This window comes from Pseudomonas fluorescens (assembly GCF_902497625.1).
GTDB classification, from domain to species: Bacteria; Pseudomonadota; Gammaproteobacteria; order Pseudomonadales; family Pseudomonadaceae; genus Aquipseudomonas; species Aquipseudomonas fluorescens_BQ.
In genome coordinates, this window is record NZ_CABVGX010000001.1 from 21,765 (window position 1) to 39,811 (window position 18,047).

Below are 18,047 nucleotides of genomic sequence, written 5' to 3' on the forward strand. Positions count from 1 at the left end.
AGAGCCGGGTGCCTGGAAATTGTTTGGCTGTGGGTTCCAGTGTCAGGTGTTGCTCTCGGTAAATTTCTCGTAGTACAGGCGCGTCTGGTCCAGGCTCTGGTCAGCCAGCCATTGCTTGATCGACTCAACCATCGGCGGCGGCCCGCACAGGTACATGTCCATGTCCTGTTGGCGAAAATCGGCAGGGTTGAAGTGCTCGGTGATGTAACCGCACTTGCCGCTCCAGTCCGGGGCCGGATCGCTGATGACCGGGATGAAGCGAAAACCGGGAATGCGCTCGGCGTAGGCGGCGATGCGCGTGGTTTCGCAAAGGTCCGCAGCGTTGCGCACGCCGTAGTACAGCTGCACCGCATGCCCGCATCCGCCACGTTCCGCGAGCTCATCGAGCATGCCCAGGAACGCCGAGAGCCCGGTGCCGCCAGCCACAAACACCAGCGGCTTGTCGACGTGGCGCAGATAAAAGGCGCCGAGGGGCGCTTCGAGCATGATCTCGTCGCCGATCAGGCTGCGCTCGCGAATGTAATTGCTCATCAGCCCGTCAGGCAGCAGACGGATCAGGAACTGCAACTGGTTGCTGCTATTGGGGCGGTTGGCGAACGAATAGGAGCGCTTGCCGTCAGTGCCCGGCACTTGCAACCTGGCGTACTGGCCGGGCAGAAAGTCCAGCTGCTGGCCATCGGCACCGGCATCCAGGTGCAGGATCGCGGTGTTCGGCGACACCTGCTCGACTGCCCGCACAATGCCCTTGAGCCGCTCCGGCCCGGCGGCATTGCACAGGGTCGAGGCGAAGTCGAAGTAGAACGCCGCGTCGGACTGCACCCGGGTCTGGCAGGTGAGCATTTTGCGTTGGCGCATGTCATCGGCCGACAGTGCTTCATCGTCGACGTAGTCCTGGCTGTACTGGCCCGACTCGCAGCGACCCTGGCAAGTGCCGCACACGCCTTCACGGCAATCGAGCGGAATATTGATGCCGTTGCGCAGCGCCGCATCGAGCAGGATTTCATTGTTCTGAATCGGGAAAAACAGGGTTTTCCCGTCGGCGAAACTGAACGCGACCTTGTGACTCATGATCCAGATTTCCGCCGTCAGAGATGATAGAAATCGAGCACCGAATTGATGGTGTCGTTGAGCAGCAGCGCATGTTTGCGGGTGATCTTCCAGCTGTCGCCGTCGGGCCGTAGGCGGTAGGTGGCCCGCCCGAAAAATGATTCGGCGGTTTGCAGGCGGTAGTAGAGGGTGTGCCAGTTGACCCGCACCTCCAGCTGGTCGTTGTCCAGCGGCGCGATGCGCACATTGCTGATCAGGTGCAGGGTGCGCGGCATCGGGATGGTCGATGCGGCCTTGCCGGTGCGGATGCGGAACACCCGGTCTTCGAGGCCGCCACGGTTGGGGTAGTAGATCAGCGACATGCTTTTTTTCGGGTCGGTGGTGTAGACGTGCTCCGAGTCCCATTGCGGCAAATGAAATTCGCTGTCGTCGCTGAACATCGACACGTACGTATCCCAATCCTGGGCGTCGCAGGCTTCAGCGTTGCGGTAGAGAAATTGCTCGATGCGGTATTGCAGTTGCGAATTCATGATCACACCTCACGCAGTTTCAACGGTTGCTCTTCGGCGGCCATGCGCGCCAGGCCTTCGAGCATGAAGCGCTGCCAGTTGCCATGCTGGTTGACGTAGAGGCCCTCATGGGTGAACTCGGTGCCGGTCAACGCCGGTGAGATGCCGATGGTTTCGCTGTTAGGCGTTGCGCCCTCGACCCATTTGCCAGTGCCGCGGGAAATGTCGCTCCAGCGCTCCAGGCGTGCCTGGAAACCGCGCTGAGCTTCGCGAAATTCCACCAGGTCATCGGGGGTGCCCATGCCGGAGACGTTGAAGAAGTCTTCAAACTGGCGAATGCGGTTTTCCCGATCGGCATCCGATTCGCCCACCACGCCGAGGCAGAAGCTGTTGATCTCGGTTTTGTTCCAGGCGATCGGGCGGATAATGCGCAACTGCGAACTGATCTGGTCGAGGAAAAACATGCTTGGGTAGATGTTCAGGTTGCGCAGCCGGTGCATCATCCACTCGGCCTTGCCCTGGCCGTGCTCTTCGAGCAGGCGCGGCATGATCGTCGCGTAACCGGGACGCACCGCCGGGTTGGGCATGTCGCTGAACAACAGACTGTGACCGTTGTGGAAAGCAAACCAGCCGTCGTCGGTTTCCTTGTCGCCCGCGCCGAGCTTGCTGTAGTCCAGCGTGTCGGCGCCGGCCAGGCCTTTTTCGCTGTTGACCTGCTGGCGGTGTTGCACGGTGGCCACGTAGTTGTAGTGCACGGTGCTGACGTGATAACCGTCCAGCCCGTTTTCATTCTGCAGTTTCCAGTTGCCGTCGTAGGTGTAGGCGGACTTGCCCGGCAGCACTTCGAGTTGTCCGGTGGGCGACTGCGCGACCATCATGTCGAAGAACACCTTGGCGTCGCCGAGGAAGTCCTCAAGGCTGTCGCTGCCATCGACGTCGAGACTGATGAAGACGAAACCCTTGTAGCTTTCGATGCGGGCTTTTTTCAGACCACGGGTGGCCTTGTCGAAACCTTCCGGGTATTCACCGGGCGCCTTGACCTTGACCAGGCGACCATCGCTTTTGTAGCACCATGCGTGGAACGGGCAGGTGAAGGTCGACTGGTTGCCCTTGCCGACACGCGTCAGGGTGGTGCCACGGTGTTGGCAGGCGTTGATCAGTGCATTGAGCTGGCCGTCGCCGTCGCGGGTGATGATCATCGGCTGGCGGCCGGCGCGCATAGTCATGAAATCATGCTTATTGGCGATTTCGCTTTCATGGCAGGCGTAGATCCAGTTTTTCTCGAAGATCAGTGCCATTTCCAGATCAAACAAATCCGGCTCGGTAAACATAACCCGGGCAATTCGGAAAATACCTTCTGCCGGACGGAAGTCCAGGCAACCCTCAATGAAGCTTTTCCATTGTTCTACGCTTTTTGCACTGCTCATTAATCGTTACCTCGTTGCATCGGGCTAATTCGTGCATTCAACAAGTTGCTCGTGTCTGCATTAAATAAGTTGCCCGCGTCGGGGTCTATCCGCTTTGTCGGCAAACACAGTCCATAAAATTGGCCGGCGGTCCTTGGCTCAGACATGCCTGGCCAGGACCGGCGCGGCGGTTGCGGGGACGTTAATAACTTTAAGTAAACGGATATGAGTTTCGAAATAACAGGATAGAGACTCTGGCGACAATGCTGCCTAATCATTCCCGATGCGTGCTGGCTGTCTAGCCGGACCGACATCAACCATAACGACTCATGCTCACTATTTTAATAAAGAAACAACTGCCAACTATTGGAGCGATCACCTTGATCGCGCCACTACTTGATGTGTTCGCACATTGAATAAAAGGGGATAAGTTATGTTTCAAGCGAGTTGGTTCACCCGTTGTGTGCAGACGGCCAGTCTGGCCGGAATGATTACACCCATGATGGCTCAGGCGGATTTCGTTGAGGACAGCCATTTGGCGCTGGGCTTGCGCAACTTTTATATCGATCGCGACTTCAAGGGCGAAAACCCGAAGAACTCCCGCGTCGGCAGCTGGACCCAGGGCTTCGACCTGCGCTTCATCTCGGGCTACACCGAGGGGCCGCTGCAGTTTGGTCTGGATGCTTCGATGCAATACGCCTACCGGCTCGACGGCGGTGGTGGCAGGGGGCCTGACAGCATCATTCCCTATAGCGTCAGCAAGCAAGAGCAAGCGACCGACTACGGCCGTGGCGGCTACACCGCGAAGGTGCGCTATTCCAAAACCGAGTTGAAATACGGTGAGCATCGGCCAACGCTGCCGGTGGCGTACACCGACGATTCACGGCAACTGGTCACCACGTATCACGGCACCCTGATCGAGTCCAAAGAGGTGGACAAGCTGACGCTGACGGGCGGGCGCTTCACCGAAATCAGCGGTCGCGAATCATCCAACAGCGAAAAAATGTACTTGTTCAACGGGCCTGACGTGCAGCGCCGCAGCGACGGTCTGAACTTCGGCGGTGCCAGCTACGCGTTCACGCCGAAGCTGACCGGGACCTACTTCTTTGGTCAGTTGGAAGACATTTATCGCCAGCATTATCTGGGTGCAACCTACCTGGCAGACCTGGGCGGCGGTTACGCTCTGAAATCCGATTTGCGCTATTTCAATAACAAGGAAGAGGGCGACGCGCTGTACGGCCGCATCGATAGCCGAACCAACGCAGGGGCGCGAATGGCCTCGTTGTCGAGGAGCGCCCGGGATTACTTAACGATTGAAATCAAACCCGTTGGTCGATTCAACGGGACGATGGCTGTAGTACCGCGTCGAACCAAGGTGACTATTTCTTGTAAGAAGGAGATGAATCATGACCAAACGACAAGAACCGCATCACGGGTTTGCCGATGATCCTCAAAAGGTCAAAGAAGCGGGGCGCAAAAGTCAATCTGAGGCCAACGTGACAACTGATCGCGCCGAGAAAGCGCGGGTCGGTGGGCAGCACAGCAATGGCAGTACTCGGGGAGAAAGATGAGCGTCAACCGACCTGTGATACTGCTCGCGCAGCCAGGGTCGGTTCCTGCACCCAGTCATGTTAGAGGGCACGAGGAGGTTTGCTGATGGAATTCTATCCAGTGGATGATGATGACCCGCGCCGCCGCCACCACCAGATCGGCAAAGCCGTCGGGCTTGCGGCCGACGAGGTTGAGATGTGGGTCAGTTCGGTCGAGGAGGACGGCAGTGGTATGGGCTACGTGGTGCATTTTTCCGAACGCACGCCGACCGAAATCCTGGCCAAGGTCGAGGGGCTGGGTTCTGATCGCACGATCAACATTGGCCCGCTGGATTGACCGTGCGTCGCCGGGCAACACCGGGACAGAGCGCTTGCTCAGAGGAGCAATGTTCATGATTGACGAATCGCCCGAAAAAATTTCGATTAACTCATTTGGAGGCAGCCATGACCCATCCATCCAGCGCTGATAAACCGCTTGAGACCGATCTCGACCCGAATGATGACGGCTGTGTTATCGGCACTGCCGGTCGTGATGAAGACCCGAACGCCACAACCGACTGGGATCACCCGGACAACGATAGCCAGATGACACCCGCCGACACCCGCGGTTTGCCCGGTTATCCCGGTGGACGAGAAGGCGGTGAAGCGGACAAGGACAACGACAGGGAAGGCTGAAGCTTCCGCTGCAGTGGCCGGCCGATGGACCGACCGGACGGCAAATGTGAAGAGGCGCAATTGATCACTGCCGTTCGTCGGAATCCGTGCACCATCAGTCACTTGGAGAGTCGATCTAGTAGCCCAAATAGAAGGTTCCTATGCGATCCCTAGTTATTGATATGCCCAATGGCCGTGAGCTCGTTGACGAGCTTGACCGCGCGACTGAGCAGATGATGTCCATACCGGTCGAATTGATTGGCAGCGAAGCGTGGCAGGCGGCCGCTTGTCGGCAACACCAGGCGTTCCGCAAGTGGCGAGAATATTTGCACAAAATGGCAGATGGTCGCGCGCGCACCGAGACGCTCAAAGTCGCTTGATTGCATGAGCCATAAACACGAGGTTATTGCCATGACTGATGAAAAGAAGAAAGAACAACCCAAAGATGCCGACACTCCGGCGCATGCCACCGAGCAAGAGCGCGAGCGTTTGAAGGACTTCAACAAAGGTGGCATTCCTCCGGGATCTTGCTGATAAAAAGCTCCCGTACACCGTTCGTCCATTCCCGGGCACTTGCCATACACCGTTCTCTCTCATGTGTAAGCAAGGAAGTCCCGCGCATCAGATCGGAGAGTCAACATGGACATTGATGAGAAGGCCCCAGGCAATGTGTCGCAGCAGCACGTAACCGTCGGTACTGACAACGAAACGGGCCATGATTCCAACACTCATGACCTCGATAAACAGCCCCCTGCTGGTGATGATGCAGACCTTGAAGAAGATATGACGGATGTGGATGCCGCCGATGGCGTCGCCCCTGAGCATCCGGCCACTTGATAAATGATCCTATAACCAGCGTCCGGCACCATGTCCGCACGTTTTAAATAGCCGCAGGTGCATGACGCAAACTGGTTGGCTGGATTCGGAAATGCACCTTGGGTGAGTTGAGGTGACGGTGGAGTTAATCCGCCTCCTGCTCGCCGCACCTCTACAGTTCTCGACGGCGTCTTGTGGCGAGACGCTCGGCGAACGAAGGGTCGGCGGCAGCGGTGTCAGACTTCATGGTGCGCAGGGTTGCCTGGATCAGGCGCAGCTGACTGATAAACCGTCGGCAATTAGCGCAAAACATCAAATGATGTCGCACCCTCAAGGTTTGCCGAAAGCTCAATTGGCCGTCGAGATAATCGCTCGACCTCGCCACTTGTTCCTTGCACGTCAGCATTCGCCGGTTTCCTCAAAATGTTCCACGGTAGCGAAGACCTTTAACCTCGCCCTGTGTAACAGCACACGAACGTTAGAGAGCGATATGTCCAGAAGAATACAAATCTCTTCCAGACTCAACCCTTGGCGATCGCGCAGTAATAACACGCCACTTTGCAGTTGCGGCAAATGTTGCAGCGTGTGCTCCAGGCACTGACGTAGTTCGTTTTCGGTCAGCAGCGCTTCAGGCGTGTCCTCATGCCACATGTACGGGGCCAACAGCCAATGACCATCGTCGGGCGAAAAACGATCATCATCAAAAGTGCCATGAGGCGATGGAACATCATCGAGCAGCACTTCCCGACGATTGCGTTTGTAGTGACTCTTCGCCAGGTTGGCCGTGATGGTCAATAGCCAGGTTTTCAGGCTCGAACGGAACTGGAAACCGGACAGACTACGGACGACTGAGAGCCACGCTTCCTGGACCACATCTTCACTTCCCCTCGAACCAACGATGGCGTAGGCCACAGCGTGCATAGCGCTCTGGTATGTATTGACGGCCTCCTCAAAAGCCCGTGTCTCGCCTGCCAGCAGTCGCTTGACCAATCTTGCGTCGTCATTCATGGGTCTGTCGCTCCGTTGGAGCGGCATCTGCTTCTTTCAAACATGTGGGCAAAGAACACCGCCTGTAGAGTAGGACGAAAAGCCGGATCTTACGGCGGTTGCCGGCGTCGCCTCCTTAGGACAGGTCTCAAAAAAGCCCGGATGCGGACTTGTTACGGGCCTGGCGCAGGGCGATCAGGTGATCGATCGATACTTTGCCTGGCCCCGTCGCCATCAGGTAAAGAAGCACTACGGCCCACGTACCATGGGTCGGATACGCATCCGGATACACAAACAGCTGAATGATCAGGGTCATGCCCAGCAACGCCAGCGCCGAAAACCGCGTTGCAAAACCGAGAAGAATCAAAATCGGGAAAAAGTGCTCCGCGAAGGCCGCCAAGTGCGCGGCAATCTCCGGTGACAACAACGGCAGGTTGTACTCGCTGTTGAACAAGGGAACAGTCGAATCGGCCAAGCGCGGCCAACCGAGTTCGAACGTGCCGTCGATCAGGTCGATGGCAACGCCTTCAATCTTGGTTTGCCCGGACTTCCAGAAAACTGCCGCGATGGAAAAACGCCCCAGTAAAGCGACCAGGTTATGCGGGATTTTTTCCAGAAGCGCGATCGCATGACTGATGGGACATAGAGTGCTCATGGCAATACCTTGTTGTGGTGGAAATGAGTAATGGCGTTGTGGCGAATCAACAGCGACAAGATGTGGCAGAGGTCGAACGCGGGGGCGGACTCCAATGCCTGGCTCAAGGTCTGGCCGTTTTGCAGATTGTGGATGAAGGCACAGGCCCCGGGCTCGATGGCTAACACGTGAACCTCCAGGCCATCACGCAGAACCAGCGCATTCTGTCCGTGGCTCAAGTCGATCCCCGCCAGCGTTGCGTTTTGCTGGTGCGAGGCCCGGATTGCGACGACGGGGAAGGCCGAAGTCAGCAACTTCACCGAAGGGTGCAGTTCGACACTCAACTGGTTCAAGGTATGTGGATCGGCGAGGACGGCGCCGATCTGTTCATGGCTCAGCGGCAGCGCATCGGCTGAGTGATAGGCGACTGTGCGCAACCGCTCCAGACGCGCGACATCACTCAGGTACGCCACGCTGGCCGCGGGCCCGAAGCCGTCAATGAAGTCCGCCAGGTCGTGGCCGTAATCCTTCATCAGCGGACTGTGGGGCGCGTTGCCCAGCACATAGATCCGGGCCATGGCCCGGAAAAATTCTTCACCGACCAGTTGTTCCACCACGGGGTAACTGCTCGCCAAGGCATTGATCAGCGAGCTCTGCACATTGTTGCGATACACGTCGAACCGGCTGGCGGGATCGGCGCCGTTGCTGCTGAACAAGCCCTCGGGACAACTCCGTTGCGGATCGAGCAGCGCGGCGTAAAAACCCTCTTGAGTGCTCATGGCCGGCCCTTGACGTTTAGCAGCAACTCATCGGCATGGCGCGCCTCGGCATGCAGCACGCTGAACGCCGGCAACTGATTGTCGCGCTCGATCAGCGTCGCTACCGGCCCGGTGCGTGCCAGCACTTGCCGATACAACGACCAGACCGCGTGATCGATAGCTGCACCGTGATCGTCAATCAACAAGCGGTCACCGAGACTGTCAGTGTCTTCGGCAAACCCCGCCAGATGAATCTCGCCCACAGCCTGCAAGGGCAGGGCGTCAATGTAGGCCTGCGGGTCACGGCGATGGTTGATGCACGATACGTAGACGTTATTCACGTCCAGCAGCAACCCGCACCCGGTGCGGCGAACGACTTCACTGATGAAGTCGGCTTCGTCGAGGGTAGAGCCATGGAACGCCAGATATGTGGCGGGGTTCTCCAGCAACATCGGGAGTTTTAGCTGGCTCTGTACCTGGTCAATGTGTTCGCAGATGCGGGCCAGTACAGAGGTGTCGTAAACCAGAGGCAACAAATCATTGAGGAACACCGGGCCATGGCTGGACCAGGCCAGGTGTTCGGAAAAAGAGTGAGGTTGATAGCGGTCAATGAGTACGGCGAGGCGTTTGAGGTGGTCGGCGTCCAGCAGACCTTCAGCCCCGATCGATAAGCCAACGCCATGCAACGACAGCGGGTACCGTTCGCGAATCAAACCCAGGTAGTAATGAAACGGGCCGCCGTCCACCATGTAGTTTTCGGCGTGGATTTCGAAGAAACCGATGTCCGGTTTTGACTCGAGCACTTCAAGGAAATGCTCGGTCTTGAGCCCCAGCCCGGCGCGGGGCGGGAGTCCGAATGATACAGGATCCATACTCGACACTCAGGCTGGGGACGGGTCAGGCTTTGGCTTTGAACGCTTGCATCTGACCGAAACCGGTCGGGGAGGTCTTGCTTTCGGTGGTCATGCAGGTGCCTTTCGGGACCAGCTTCCAGGCATTGCTCTGGAAGTCGGTTTTCGCGGTACCGGCGCAAGTGGTGCCAGCACCAGCGGCGCAATCGTTTTGCCCTTTCAACGACACGCCGAAGCATTTTTCCATGTCGGCGGCGGCGTGAACGGTGGAGACCGCGGCTATGTTCAGGGCAGAACCGAGGGCCAGAACCAGGGCAGTAGTGGACAGGGTGCGGGTCGTTGCAGTCATGATGTTACTCCGGTTTTTTTTGAGGTTCGATCAGCAAGCGATTGCGCTTGCTTACTGCTCTAGAGACCGGTTAACACGATCCGTTACAGCCCAACGCCAACTTTTCAGAAATGAGCTGTTCCGCCAGAGCGATTCTTTTCTTGGCGAGTATCGAAAGCTCTTCAATTCTCGGGTCGCTACGGTTGCGGTTGGATAGAATGTAGGCTTGGGCCAGCGGGACAAACGCTGCCTGGGTTTCTTGAGGTACCAGCGTGATTGACTCCGATTTGCTTTGTAGCGCAGCAAATAGAAGGTCTGCCTCCACCAATTGCGGGTGCTCCGGCGGCGACGCACATCCTGAAAGAAGCATGCAAAACAAAACAGTGGTCGCCGTCGCCAGATATTTACCCTTATTGAGGCTCATGACGACTAGCGCTCGCTGGGTTGCGACCGCGCAACAGAAGCTTTTTTGTTCATCAACCGTGCGTTGTCTTGGGTTATAAGGGAAATGAAGTCATTGAGTTCTCCCTCTGACGGTATGTTTGACCCGGACATGTAAGTCTGGCCCGGCTGAAAAGGGTTGGTAATGCTGCTCATATGCCTATGGTCGTAAAACAATTTGTAAGCGATGTTCTTAATTTTTTTGCAGAATGTTTTCAGCTCTATGCCGGAGTCTATGATCAAATGTTCATCGGCGATCAATACATCAAAATCCGGTGCGGAATCGGTGCTTAGAACGCACAGCTGCGCAAACGAATCGACGGGAAGGATGCAGAAATAGCCCAGTCTGTTAAGTGCTTTTTCGATATGAAGTCGGCTGGAGAAGTTTGTATCCGCAATCAATATTTTGAGTGTTTTGTTCATGATGTTTCTCGTTTCGTGGGTATCGCCAATCACTGCGTCAAGGAAGAGGCGGCGTGTTGATTACGGTAATAACGCGTTGCGGGAACGGAATGCCGATCCCTTGCTGGCCCAAGGCGTCACGGGCTTTTTCGTTAAACATGAACATCAAATCCCAGTAGTCGGTATTCAACGCCCATATGCGCAGTGAGACGGTAATCGCGCTATCGCCCAACGTACTGACGACCACCACTGGGGCCGGGTCTTTCAGTACTCTTGGGTCTTTACTCAATTCCAGCAGCACCTGGCGTGCGATGCCCAGGTTGGCGGTGTAGTCCACGCCGACATCAAAGACGACTTTACGTAAAGCCTCGCTGGAGTAGTTGGTAATGATGCCGTTGGAGATACTGCCATTGGGCACAACGATGCGTTTGTTATCGGTGCTAAGTATCACGGTGTGGAAAATGAGAATGGATTCCACGGTGCCATAAACTCCCTGGACTTCCACTGTATCGCCCACTTTAAAGGGACGGAAAAGCAGGATCAGAACGCCGCCAGCAAAGTTCGATAAACTGCCCTGGAGCGCCAAACCGATAGCCAGGCCTGCGGCGCCCAATGCGGCGACAAAGCTGGTGGTCTGAATACCGATCATCGAGGCCACACTGATGACCAGCATGATCTTCAGTGCAGTGCTGACCAGGTTGCCCACAAACTTTTGCAGGGTTTTATCGACACTGCGTTTTCCCAGCAACACGCCGACTCTTCCCGTGATCGTGCTGATGAGCCACCAACCAATGGCCAGTGTTGCAAACGCCAAGGTGAGATTAGCGCCATATTCCAGAACCACCGGCAGCCACGTCTCGGTATGTTTTATGAGTTGATTAACATCAAAATCCATGTTGCGCCTGCTTCATTGGTTTAGTTTAAAAGTCATCGGGTGTGCTCGAATCAAATAGATAAAGCAATACGACCCCGTGACTGGATTCCCGAGTATCTAGCCGGGCCACGTGCTTCTAGAGTCTCTCGGTGGAGTGTCTGCCCGATGTAAGACTTGTCTTGTTTTTTCAAGGAAAGGGAAATATGGGGAGGTGGACTGGGGTGGGGTTGCTTCCACATTTCACTCGCCGTTGTTCCATGGGGCGATTGGAAGAGGCTCTTTGGCGTTGTGAAAGACATGTTTATTGTGCTTTTAGGACAAGTCCCATGGCCGTAAAGCCAAATAACACCGATGCTAAAACAACCTGATTGAAAGTAAGTTGCGGGCACTACCCAGTGGTGGTGATCAAAAATCGTATAGAGGTTGATGTCTCTCTGTTTAACTTTTTTATCAAGCGCTCTGCGGGTTATTTTCTAATGCGGCTGTTCCACTCTTCAGGTCATAAGGCTGGGCAATTATTTTATAAGTTTCGAGGATAATAAATCATGATTCACCATAAGGCCCTGCTACTGCCTGGGTCAGTTTCACCCGATCAGGCCCTGCAAAACGTCGTGGAAGGATTTCTCCATTTTCATCATGAGGTGTTTCCGCAACAGGAAGAACTGTTCAAAAAGCTCGCCACGGCCCAGCGACCCAAAGTGATGTTTATTGCGTGTGCGGATTCAAGGATTGTTCCCGAGTTGATCACCCAGAGCGCCCCCGGCGACCTGTTTGTCACACGTAATGTGGGCAATCTGGTGCCGGCTTACGGGCAGATCAACGGCGGCGTTTCCACGGCCATCGAATATGCAGTCCTGGTGTTGGGTGTTCAACACATCATTATTTGCGGGCATTCCGATTGTGGTGCCATGCGTGCTGTGCTTAACCCACAGTCGCTGGAAAAAATGCCCACGGTCAAAGCCTGGTTGCGTCATGCCGAGGTCGCCAGGACCATGCTTCAGGAGAACGGCTGCTGCGCCACTGAAAGCGAAAGCATGCCCGTGCTCACCGAAGAGAATGTGATCGCCCAGTTGCAGCACCTGCAGACACACCCTTGCGTGGCTTCACGCATTGCCAACGGCCAGTTATTCATTCACGGCTGGGTCTATAACATTCAAACCAGCGAAATCAGAGCGTACGACGTGGACCAAGCGTGCTTCCTGCCGCTGGACAGCGTTCATTCAGTCCCCATGGCGACGCCTAAAACGCGCTTCTAACCAGTCCTGACCGTTAAGGCCATGGCTGTCGAGCTGACAGCCCGGCATTGCTATGTCTTTAGAAAATATCGGGAGAGCACTCATGATGCCTGCTGCGCAGTTAAAAGCGCTTTTACCGCGGGAGCTCTTGGCTTCCGTGGTTGTATTTCTGGTCGCCTTGCCTTTGTGCATGGGTATTGCGATCGCTTCGGGCATGCCGCCGGCCAAGGGCTTGATTACCGGTATCATCGGCGGGTTGGTGGTGGGCTGGTGTGCCGGATCGCCGTTGCAGGTGAGTGGTCCGGCAGCGGGTTTGGTGGTATTGGTTTTCGAAATCGTGCGTCAGCATGGCCTGGCCATGTTGGGGCCGATTGTGCTGCTGGCAGGTTTGCTGCAATTGCTGGCGGGACGCTTTCAGCTGGGCTGCTGGTTTCGTGTGACAGCCCCTTCGGTGGTGTACGGAATGTTGGCAGGCATCGGCGTGCTGATCGTGCTGTCCCAACTGCATGTGATGCTTGACGGAGTGCCGATGCCCTCGGGGCTAAATAATCTGGCCGGATTCCCGACCGCGCTGTTCCAGGCGCTGCCGACCCTGGGCGCCGGCATCGGCTGGGAGGCCGGATTGTTGGGCTTGTCGACGATCATGGTGATGTGGCTGTGGGACAAGTGGCGCCCGAAATCACTCCGCTTTGTTCCTGGGGCACTGTTGGGTGTAGGTCTGGCGACGTTAGCCAGTTTGGCCTTGGCGTTGCAGGTCAAGCGTGTAGATGTGCCAGAGAACCTGGCGGACGCCATCGACTGGCTGCGTTTTTCTGATCTGCTGAATCTTGCCGATCCCAACCTGTTGATCGCGGCATTCGCCCTGGCGTTTATTGCCAGTGCCGAAACCCTGTTATCTGCAGCTGCCGTGGACCGCATGCACAACGGACAGCGCTCGGACTTTGACCAGGAATTGGTGTCTCAGGGCGTTGGCAATATGCTCTGCGGTCTGGTCGGCGCTTTGCCGATGACCGGTGTGATCGTGCGCAGCTCGGCCAACGTTCAGGCCGGGGCTACCACCCGACTTTCGGCCATGTTTCATGGTCTATGGCTCCTGGCCTTTGTACTGCTGCTGTCAAGCGTATTGCAAAGTATCCCGGTAGCCAGCCTGGCGGGTGTGCTGGTCTATACCGGAATCAAACTGGTAGACATCAAAGCCTTTCGTGCCCTTGGCCGTTATGGGCGCATACCGATGCTGACGTATGCCGCCACGGCCCTGGCGATTATCTTCACTGACTTGCTCACCGGCGTGCTGATCGGCTTCGCCCTGACCTTGCTCAACTTGGCCTGGAAGGGGTCGCGTTTGAAGATCACCCTGGTCCATCGCCCCGAGCATGGTGAGTTGGAATTGCGCTTGACCGGTGCAGCTACATTCCTGAAAGTCCCGGCGCTGACCCGGATTTTGTCGTCCGTACCGGCAGGTAGTACGGTGCATGTGCCGCTCAATAACCTGCGCTACATCGACCATTCGTGCCTCGAGTATCTGCAGGAGTGGGGGCGGGCCAATGCGGCCAACGGTTCAACCTTGGTGATGGACGCGCGAGGCGTCAAGCGTCGGCTGGAAGGGCGTCTACGCACCACGGCAGGTTTGGGGTCGCCCAAGGCTAAACAGTCAACTTGACGGGATAACTTCGCAGCGTCCGAAGGGAAGGGCGCTTCTATCACTGACCACCATTGGCCCCCTCGCTTGAACAAGGCGTGGGGGCTTTTGTGCAACCACGGTTCAGCAAATAAGGAACAGTACGGTGATTACTTGGTAGATCTCGCTATCTTCAATCGAAGCGGCTCAACTATTCATATTACGGTGCTTTGGATGAACGCTTGGCGGATCTATTCAAATTCATAATTTTCCGTACGTCGGCCCAGCACTATTGTGGATTTTGATTAGGACAAATCCTATGTGGTGAATAGGCCTTGATAAATACCATGTGCTCCAGTTGTTTAGATTCTCTTACTGGTATGCATCATGGCAAAGCTAACATTGATCTTATTGATCACTCATCTGTTTTCGGGCAACCTTTTCGCGTCGAATGAACAGGAGGCCGGTATAAATATCGCCTACATGAGTCAGGTTTCAAGTCTCAACAGAGATAACACAAAGCGCGTGGATAAAGTCATTGGCCGTGCTCATGAACTCATTGGAACGCCGTACCGCTGGGGCGGCGCCTCTGTCAGCAAAGGTTTCGATTGCAGTGGGCTGTTGTTCTATCTGTTTCGCAGTGAAGCGGGGATTAACATTCCGCGGACCACGACCGCTATGTTGAATTCGAATGCCAAAACTGTTCTTCGACATAATCTTAAAAGCGGCGACGCGGTGTTTTTCAAACACAACGGGCGCGGTCGCATGAAGCATGTCGGCATCTATATTGGGAATGATAAATTTATTCACTCTCCCAGAACAGGGAAAAGCATTCGCATTGATTCGTTGTCAAATAAATATTGGAATAAAAGCTATTTAACCGCTAAGCGGTTTCATTAACCGCCTGCCGCGCCGCTGCACCCTTGCGGATGCAGCGACGAGGTCATTCAGTCGACCAGATGAGTTGCCAGTGCCTGGACGCGGAGCAGGTCGCCCTTGGCTGCCTTGGTCACGCCGCTGCCGTATTCCGGGTCTGCCTTGTAGAGGAATGACAGGATGCGGTGTTTACTCACATCGTCTGCACTGGCCAGCGAAGCGCCGAAACTGTTGATCAAATCCTGGCGCTCTCTGCTGCTGAACGAGCGATACAAGTCTCCCGCTTGCTTGAAGTTTTGCTCTCGCTGGATTTTTACCTGTTGAGTGCTGCCGGACAGCGAGAGCGAGCTGTAGCGTGCACCAGGAGTTTCTTCACGCGGCAGTAATCGGCTGGGCTGGTAGTTGGTGCCGGCGCTGGTGCTGGCCGAATTCATCGCGCCATCCTGATTACCGTTGTTGACGGCAGCTTTCGAGGCATTGATCGGCAGTTGCAGGGCATTGGCGCCTAAGCGGTACATCCGGGTATCGGCGTAGGAAAACAGTCGCCCTTGCAGCAATTTGTCTTCTGACGGTTCGATGCCCGGAATCAGATTGGAAGGGGCCATGGCGACCTGTTCGGTTTCCAGGAAGACGTTGGCCGGGTTGCGGTTGAGCACCATCTGTCCGACTTTGCGCATGGGCACGTCAGGCCATACCTTTGTGGCGTCCAGCGGGTCGAAAAGGTAAGTGGTGAGTGCCTCAGGCTTCAGCACTTGCACATACAGGTCCCACTTGGGGAAATTGCCTTTATTGATATTTGTAACCAGATCCTGAGTCATGTGGCTGTAATTGGCGCCTTGCACGCTGGCGACATCCTTGGGTGACAGGTTGCGAATGCCTTGCTGGCTCTTCCAGTGAAACTTGACGTAATGCACGTCGTTCTTGGCATTAACAAACTTGTAGGCATGTACACCGTTGCCATTCATCTCGCGGTAGCTGGCTGGAATGCCGGCGTTGGAGTACAGCTCGGTCAAGGTGCGGGTGGCCTCGGGCGTATGGGAGAAGAAATCAAATCGGCGGGAGTCGTCGTCCAGGTTGGTGCGCGGGTCCGGTTTGAATGCGTGAACCATGTCCGGGAATTTGATTGCGTCGCGGATGAAAAAAGTCGGGAAGTTATTGCCCACCAAGTCCCAGTTGCCGTCGGCGGTGTAAAACTTGGTGGCGAAGCCGCGAGGATCCCGCAGGGTCTCTGGCGAGTGATTACCATGGACCACCGATGAGAAGCGAACGAATACTGGAGTGACCGTGCCCGAGGTGAAAAGCCTGGCTTTGGTCAGGTCGCTCAAGGTGTCAGTGGCGGTGAACACGCCGTGGGCACCCGTGCCCCGTGCGTGCACTACGCGCTCCGGGATGCGTTCGCGGTCGAAGCGTTGGAGTTTCTGGATCAAGTGCACATCTTGTAGCAACACCGGGCCGTTGGGACCGGCGGTTTGCGAGTTCTGATTGTCCCCGACAGCTGCACCGTTGTCTCCCGTCAGGTTGGCAGCGTGAACAGCAAAGGGCAGGGCACTGGTAGTGACCAGGCAGAGTAATCGCGAACGGGACGATAAGTTCAGACGGTGGTTGACCGACATAAAAAGCTCCAGCATTGGATGGGTTAAGGAAGAACATTCGTTGACCCGAGGAAGTTTCACCGGGGAACAATGGCGGAACGATTTTTCGCCAAGTACGTTCTCCAGCATTTGCCAGAACGGTGGGCAGTTTATGTAAGAACCGTCTCAAAATGAGTAGGGGATTTAATCGTCGTTATTGTGCAGGCATTTAAGACGGATCTTAAAGCTTAACGATGTGGGCATGGTTACCCTCGACAGCTCTCAACGAGGCATCGATTTAATCCTGAACGTTACAACCCGTTGTTATTGCAGTTGGCGAAGGTATGGGATTTGTCTTGAAAATTTACAGGTCGTTTCTTTCGGGTGCCTGAGCGGCCTATGCTTGCCCATAAAGGAATAATTAATTCCACGGGATGAAGAGGTGTTAAATGTCGAGCTTGATCAGAGTCGGAGTGCTCGATGAACATGAAATGATGCCTGGTGGCCTGCATCTACACCTGGCGGGTCAGCCAGGTATCGCAGTGGCGGGTACTTACAGGCGGGCGAGCGATGCATTGTCTGCGGCCGGGCAGGGCGGCATAGATCTTTTATTGGTTGGCTATGCGCTTCAAGATATTAATGGCCAGCATGTTATCAAAACCCTGACAGCCCATTATCCGGAAATTCGCACACTGGTCTTCCTGGCCGAGCCGTGCCCGGCGACGGCAACGTTGCTGCTCGGCATGGGGGGTCACGGTATTGTCTGCAAGCGTGAACCGCTTGAGGTGTGTGCATCTGCCATTCGTACGCTGGCGGCTGGACAGCGTTATCTGTCTGCCAGCATCACGATGGTTGAAGACGCCGGGATGCCGGGGACAGCGGTTGATACAAGCGATTTCGAACCTGCATTACTCTCCCATCCCGCGTTGTCTCAGCGCGAAAGAGAGGTGCTGCGCCTGTACATTACCGGTCTGACCGTGACCCGGATTGCTGAAATGTCCCACCGAAGCTTGAAAACGGTGAGCACTCAGAAACTGGCGGCTCACCGCAAGCTGGGGTTGAAAAATGATATCGATCTGTTCAGAAGATTGTCGCGGTACGAGCTGGATGGGCCTTCTACAACCTTGTAAGAAATAACCAGCGTCTATGAAGGGGAATAACGCTCTCGCCATAGACAGTGCGAGAGGGGTGTGCCGCAGAATCTTTCTCAAAGTCGAACAAGATTATATTCGTGAAATAAATGCTACGGGCCATTTTTTGGGACAAGTCTCAAGGACTCGTCGAAGTCTTAAGTCCATGATTAATGTGCCCCACGGATGGGGCGTCTACTGTGTGTTTCAAGTGTAAGAAGTCTGCTCTTTCTCCGTCAGGGGAAGTCCGACTTTAATTCCAGTGCTGTCTTCGCCCGCCTTGTGCGGGCTTTTTTTTGAATCCGGTCAACTGAATGGAAGAAATATTCACGATGGCACAGCGCAGCGTTTTGAGACCGT

The 18,047-nt window shown here is 55.6% G+C and carries 22 protein-coding genes and 1 pseudogene; 10 read left to right on the plus strand and 13 right to left on the minus strand.

Annotation, left to right across the window (positions count from 1 at the left end):
- Positions 1–42: 42 nt before the first annotated feature.
- The 3 genes from antC to antA are packed head-to-tail and all read right to left on the minus strand — an operon-like array spanning position 43 to position 2,983.
- Positions 43–1,068, minus strand: coding sequence for an anthranilate 1,2-dioxygenase electron transfer component AntC (antC, locus tag F8N12_RS00150; RefSeq protein WP_150578570.1), 1,026 nt, complete (start codon positions 1,066–1,068; stop codon positions 43–45).
- Positions 1,069–1,085: 17 nt separating this feature from the next.
- Positions 1,086–1,577, minus strand: coding sequence for an anthranilate 1,2-dioxygenase small subunit (antB, locus tag F8N12_RS00155; RefSeq protein ID WP_150578571.1), 492 nt, complete (start codon positions 1,575–1,577; stop codon positions 1,086–1,088).
- A 2-nt stretch (positions 1,578–1,579) separates the two neighbouring features.
- Positions 1,580–2,983 (minus strand): anthranilate 1,2-dioxygenase large subunit, encoded by a 1,404-nt coding sequence (gene antA / locus F8N12_RS00160; RefSeq protein ID WP_150578572.1) that lies wholly within the window; start codon positions 2,981–2,983, stop codon positions 1,580–1,582.
- A gap of 412 nt (positions 2,984–3,395) precedes the next feature.
- Here antA and F8N12_RS00165 point away from each other — a divergent pair.
- From F8N12_RS00165 to F8N12_RS00190, 6 genes and pseudogenes are all read left to right on the plus strand, one after another.
- Positions 3,396–4,220: pseudogene (locus F8N12_RS00165) on the plus strand (OprD family outer membrane porin); the annotation flags it as partial.
- A gap of 398 nt (positions 4,221–4,618) precedes the next feature.
- Positions 4,619–4,849 carry a hypothetical protein gene (locus tag F8N12_RS00175; RefSeq protein WP_150578574.1) on the plus strand — a complete coding sequence of 77 codons (231 nt, stop codon included), beginning with the start codon at positions 4,619–4,621 and terminating at the stop codon, positions 4,847–4,849.
- Between the two features lie 107 nt (positions 4,850–4,956).
- Positions 4,957–5,187 (plus strand): hypothetical protein, encoded by a 231-nt coding sequence (locus F8N12_RS00180; protein WP_150578575.1) that lies wholly within the window; start codon positions 4,957–4,959, stop codon positions 5,185–5,187.
- A gap of 140 nt (positions 5,188–5,327) precedes the next feature.
- Entirely contained in the window at positions 5,328–5,546 is a 219-nt protein-coding gene (locus F8N12_RS00185) for a hypothetical protein (RefSeq protein WP_150578576.1), read from the plus strand.
- Positions 5,547–5,577: 31 nt separating this feature from the next.
- Entirely contained in the window at positions 5,578–5,700 is a 123-nt protein-coding gene (locus F8N12_RS28020; RefSeq protein WP_263596514.1) for a hypothetical protein, read from the plus strand.
- Between the two features lie 105 nt (positions 5,701–5,805).
- Positions 5,806–6,003 (plus strand): hypothetical protein, encoded by a 198-nt coding sequence (locus F8N12_RS00190; protein ID WP_150578577.1) that lies wholly within the window; start codon positions 5,806–5,808, stop codon positions 6,001–6,003.
- A 151-nt stretch (positions 6,004–6,154) separates the two neighbouring features.
- Here the strand turns inward: F8N12_RS00190 and F8N12_RS00195 are convergent, their stop codons facing one another.
- The 9 genes from F8N12_RS00195 to F8N12_RS00235 form a co-directional block, all read right to left on the minus strand.
- Entirely contained in the window at positions 6,155–6,388 is a 234-nt protein-coding gene (locus F8N12_RS00195; RefSeq protein ID WP_150578578.1) for an anti-sigma factor family protein, read from the minus strand.
- Positions 6,382–6,990 (minus strand): RNA polymerase sigma factor, encoded by a 609-nt coding sequence (locus F8N12_RS00200; protein ID WP_150578579.1) that lies wholly within the window; start codon positions 6,988–6,990, stop codon positions 6,382–6,384. Before F8N12_RS00200 ends, F8N12_RS00195 begins: the two co-directional genes overlap by 7 nt.
- Before the next feature lie 127 nt (positions 6,991–7,117).
- On the minus strand, positions 7,118–7,624 hold the full coding sequence (locus tag F8N12_RS00205; RefSeq protein ID WP_150578580.1) for a DoxX family protein: 507 nt from the start codon (positions 7,622–7,624) through the stop codon (positions 7,118–7,120).
- Entirely contained in the window at positions 7,621–8,382 is a 762-nt protein-coding gene (locus F8N12_RS00210) for a DUF2063 domain-containing protein (RefSeq protein ID WP_150578581.1), read from the minus strand. The genes F8N12_RS00205 and F8N12_RS00210 overlap by 4 nt, the downstream gene beginning before the upstream one ends.
- Positions 8,379–9,233: a DUF692 domain-containing protein gene (locus F8N12_RS00215; RefSeq protein ID WP_150578582.1), complete on the minus strand. Its 855-nt coding sequence runs from the start codon at positions 9,231–9,233 to the stop codon at positions 8,379–8,381. The genes F8N12_RS00210 and F8N12_RS00215 overlap by 4 nt, the downstream gene beginning before the upstream one ends.
- A gap of 25 nt (positions 9,234–9,258) precedes the next feature.
- Positions 9,259–9,561: a DUF2282 domain-containing protein gene (locus F8N12_RS00220; RefSeq protein ID WP_150578583.1), complete on the minus strand. Its 303-nt coding sequence runs from the start codon at positions 9,559–9,561 to the stop codon at positions 9,259–9,261.
- Positions 9,562–9,631: 70 nt separating this feature from the next.
- Entirely contained in the window at positions 9,632–9,964 is a 333-nt protein-coding gene (locus F8N12_RS00225) for a hypothetical protein (RefSeq protein WP_150578584.1), read from the minus strand.
- Between the two features lie 5 nt (positions 9,965–9,969).
- Entirely contained in the window at positions 9,970–10,404 is a 435-nt protein-coding gene (locus F8N12_RS00230) for a response regulator (RefSeq protein WP_150578585.1), read from the minus strand.
- 37 nt (positions 10,405–10,441) lie between these two features.
- Complete coding sequence (locus tag F8N12_RS00235) at positions 10,442–11,278, minus strand: mechanosensitive ion channel family protein (protein WP_150578586.1); 837 nt, start codon at positions 11,276–11,278, stop codon at positions 10,442–10,444.
- A 524-nt stretch (positions 11,279–11,802) separates the two neighbouring features.
- Between F8N12_RS00235 and F8N12_RS00240 the strand changes: the two genes are divergently transcribed.
- The 3 genes from F8N12_RS00240 (at position 11,803) to F8N12_RS00250 (ending at position 15,010) form a co-directional block, all read left to right on the plus strand.
- Positions 11,803–12,513, plus strand: a complete 711-nt coding sequence (locus F8N12_RS00240; RefSeq protein WP_150578587.1) for a carbonic anhydrase — start codon at positions 11,803–11,805, stop codon at positions 12,511–12,513.
- Positions 12,514–12,598: 85 nt separating this feature from the next.
- A complete protein-coding gene (locus tag F8N12_RS00245; RefSeq protein WP_150578789.1) occupies positions 12,599–14,152 on the plus strand; it encodes a SulP family inorganic anion transporter in 1,554 nt (517 codons plus the stop codon).
- A gap of 441 nt (positions 14,153–14,593) precedes the next feature.
- A complete protein-coding gene (locus F8N12_RS00250; protein ID WP_224787650.1) occupies positions 14,594–15,010 on the plus strand; it encodes a C40 family peptidase in 417 nt (138 codons plus the stop codon).
- A gap of 47 nt (positions 15,011–15,057) precedes the next feature.
- Here F8N12_RS00250 and F8N12_RS00255 read toward each other — a convergent pair whose 3' ends face one another.
- Positions 15,058–16,599, minus strand: a complete 1,542-nt coding sequence (locus F8N12_RS00255) for a catalase (protein WP_150578589.1) — start codon at positions 16,597–16,599, stop codon at positions 15,058–15,060.
- A 407-nt stretch (positions 16,600–17,006) separates the two neighbouring features.
- On the opposite strand from F8N12_RS00255, the gene F8N12_RS00260 reads away from it, so the two are divergent.
- Positions 17,007–17,687, plus strand: coding sequence for a response regulator transcription factor (locus F8N12_RS00260; protein WP_150578590.1), 681 nt, complete (start codon positions 17,007–17,009; stop codon positions 17,685–17,687).
- Positions 17,688–18,047 lie beyond the last annotated feature (360 nt).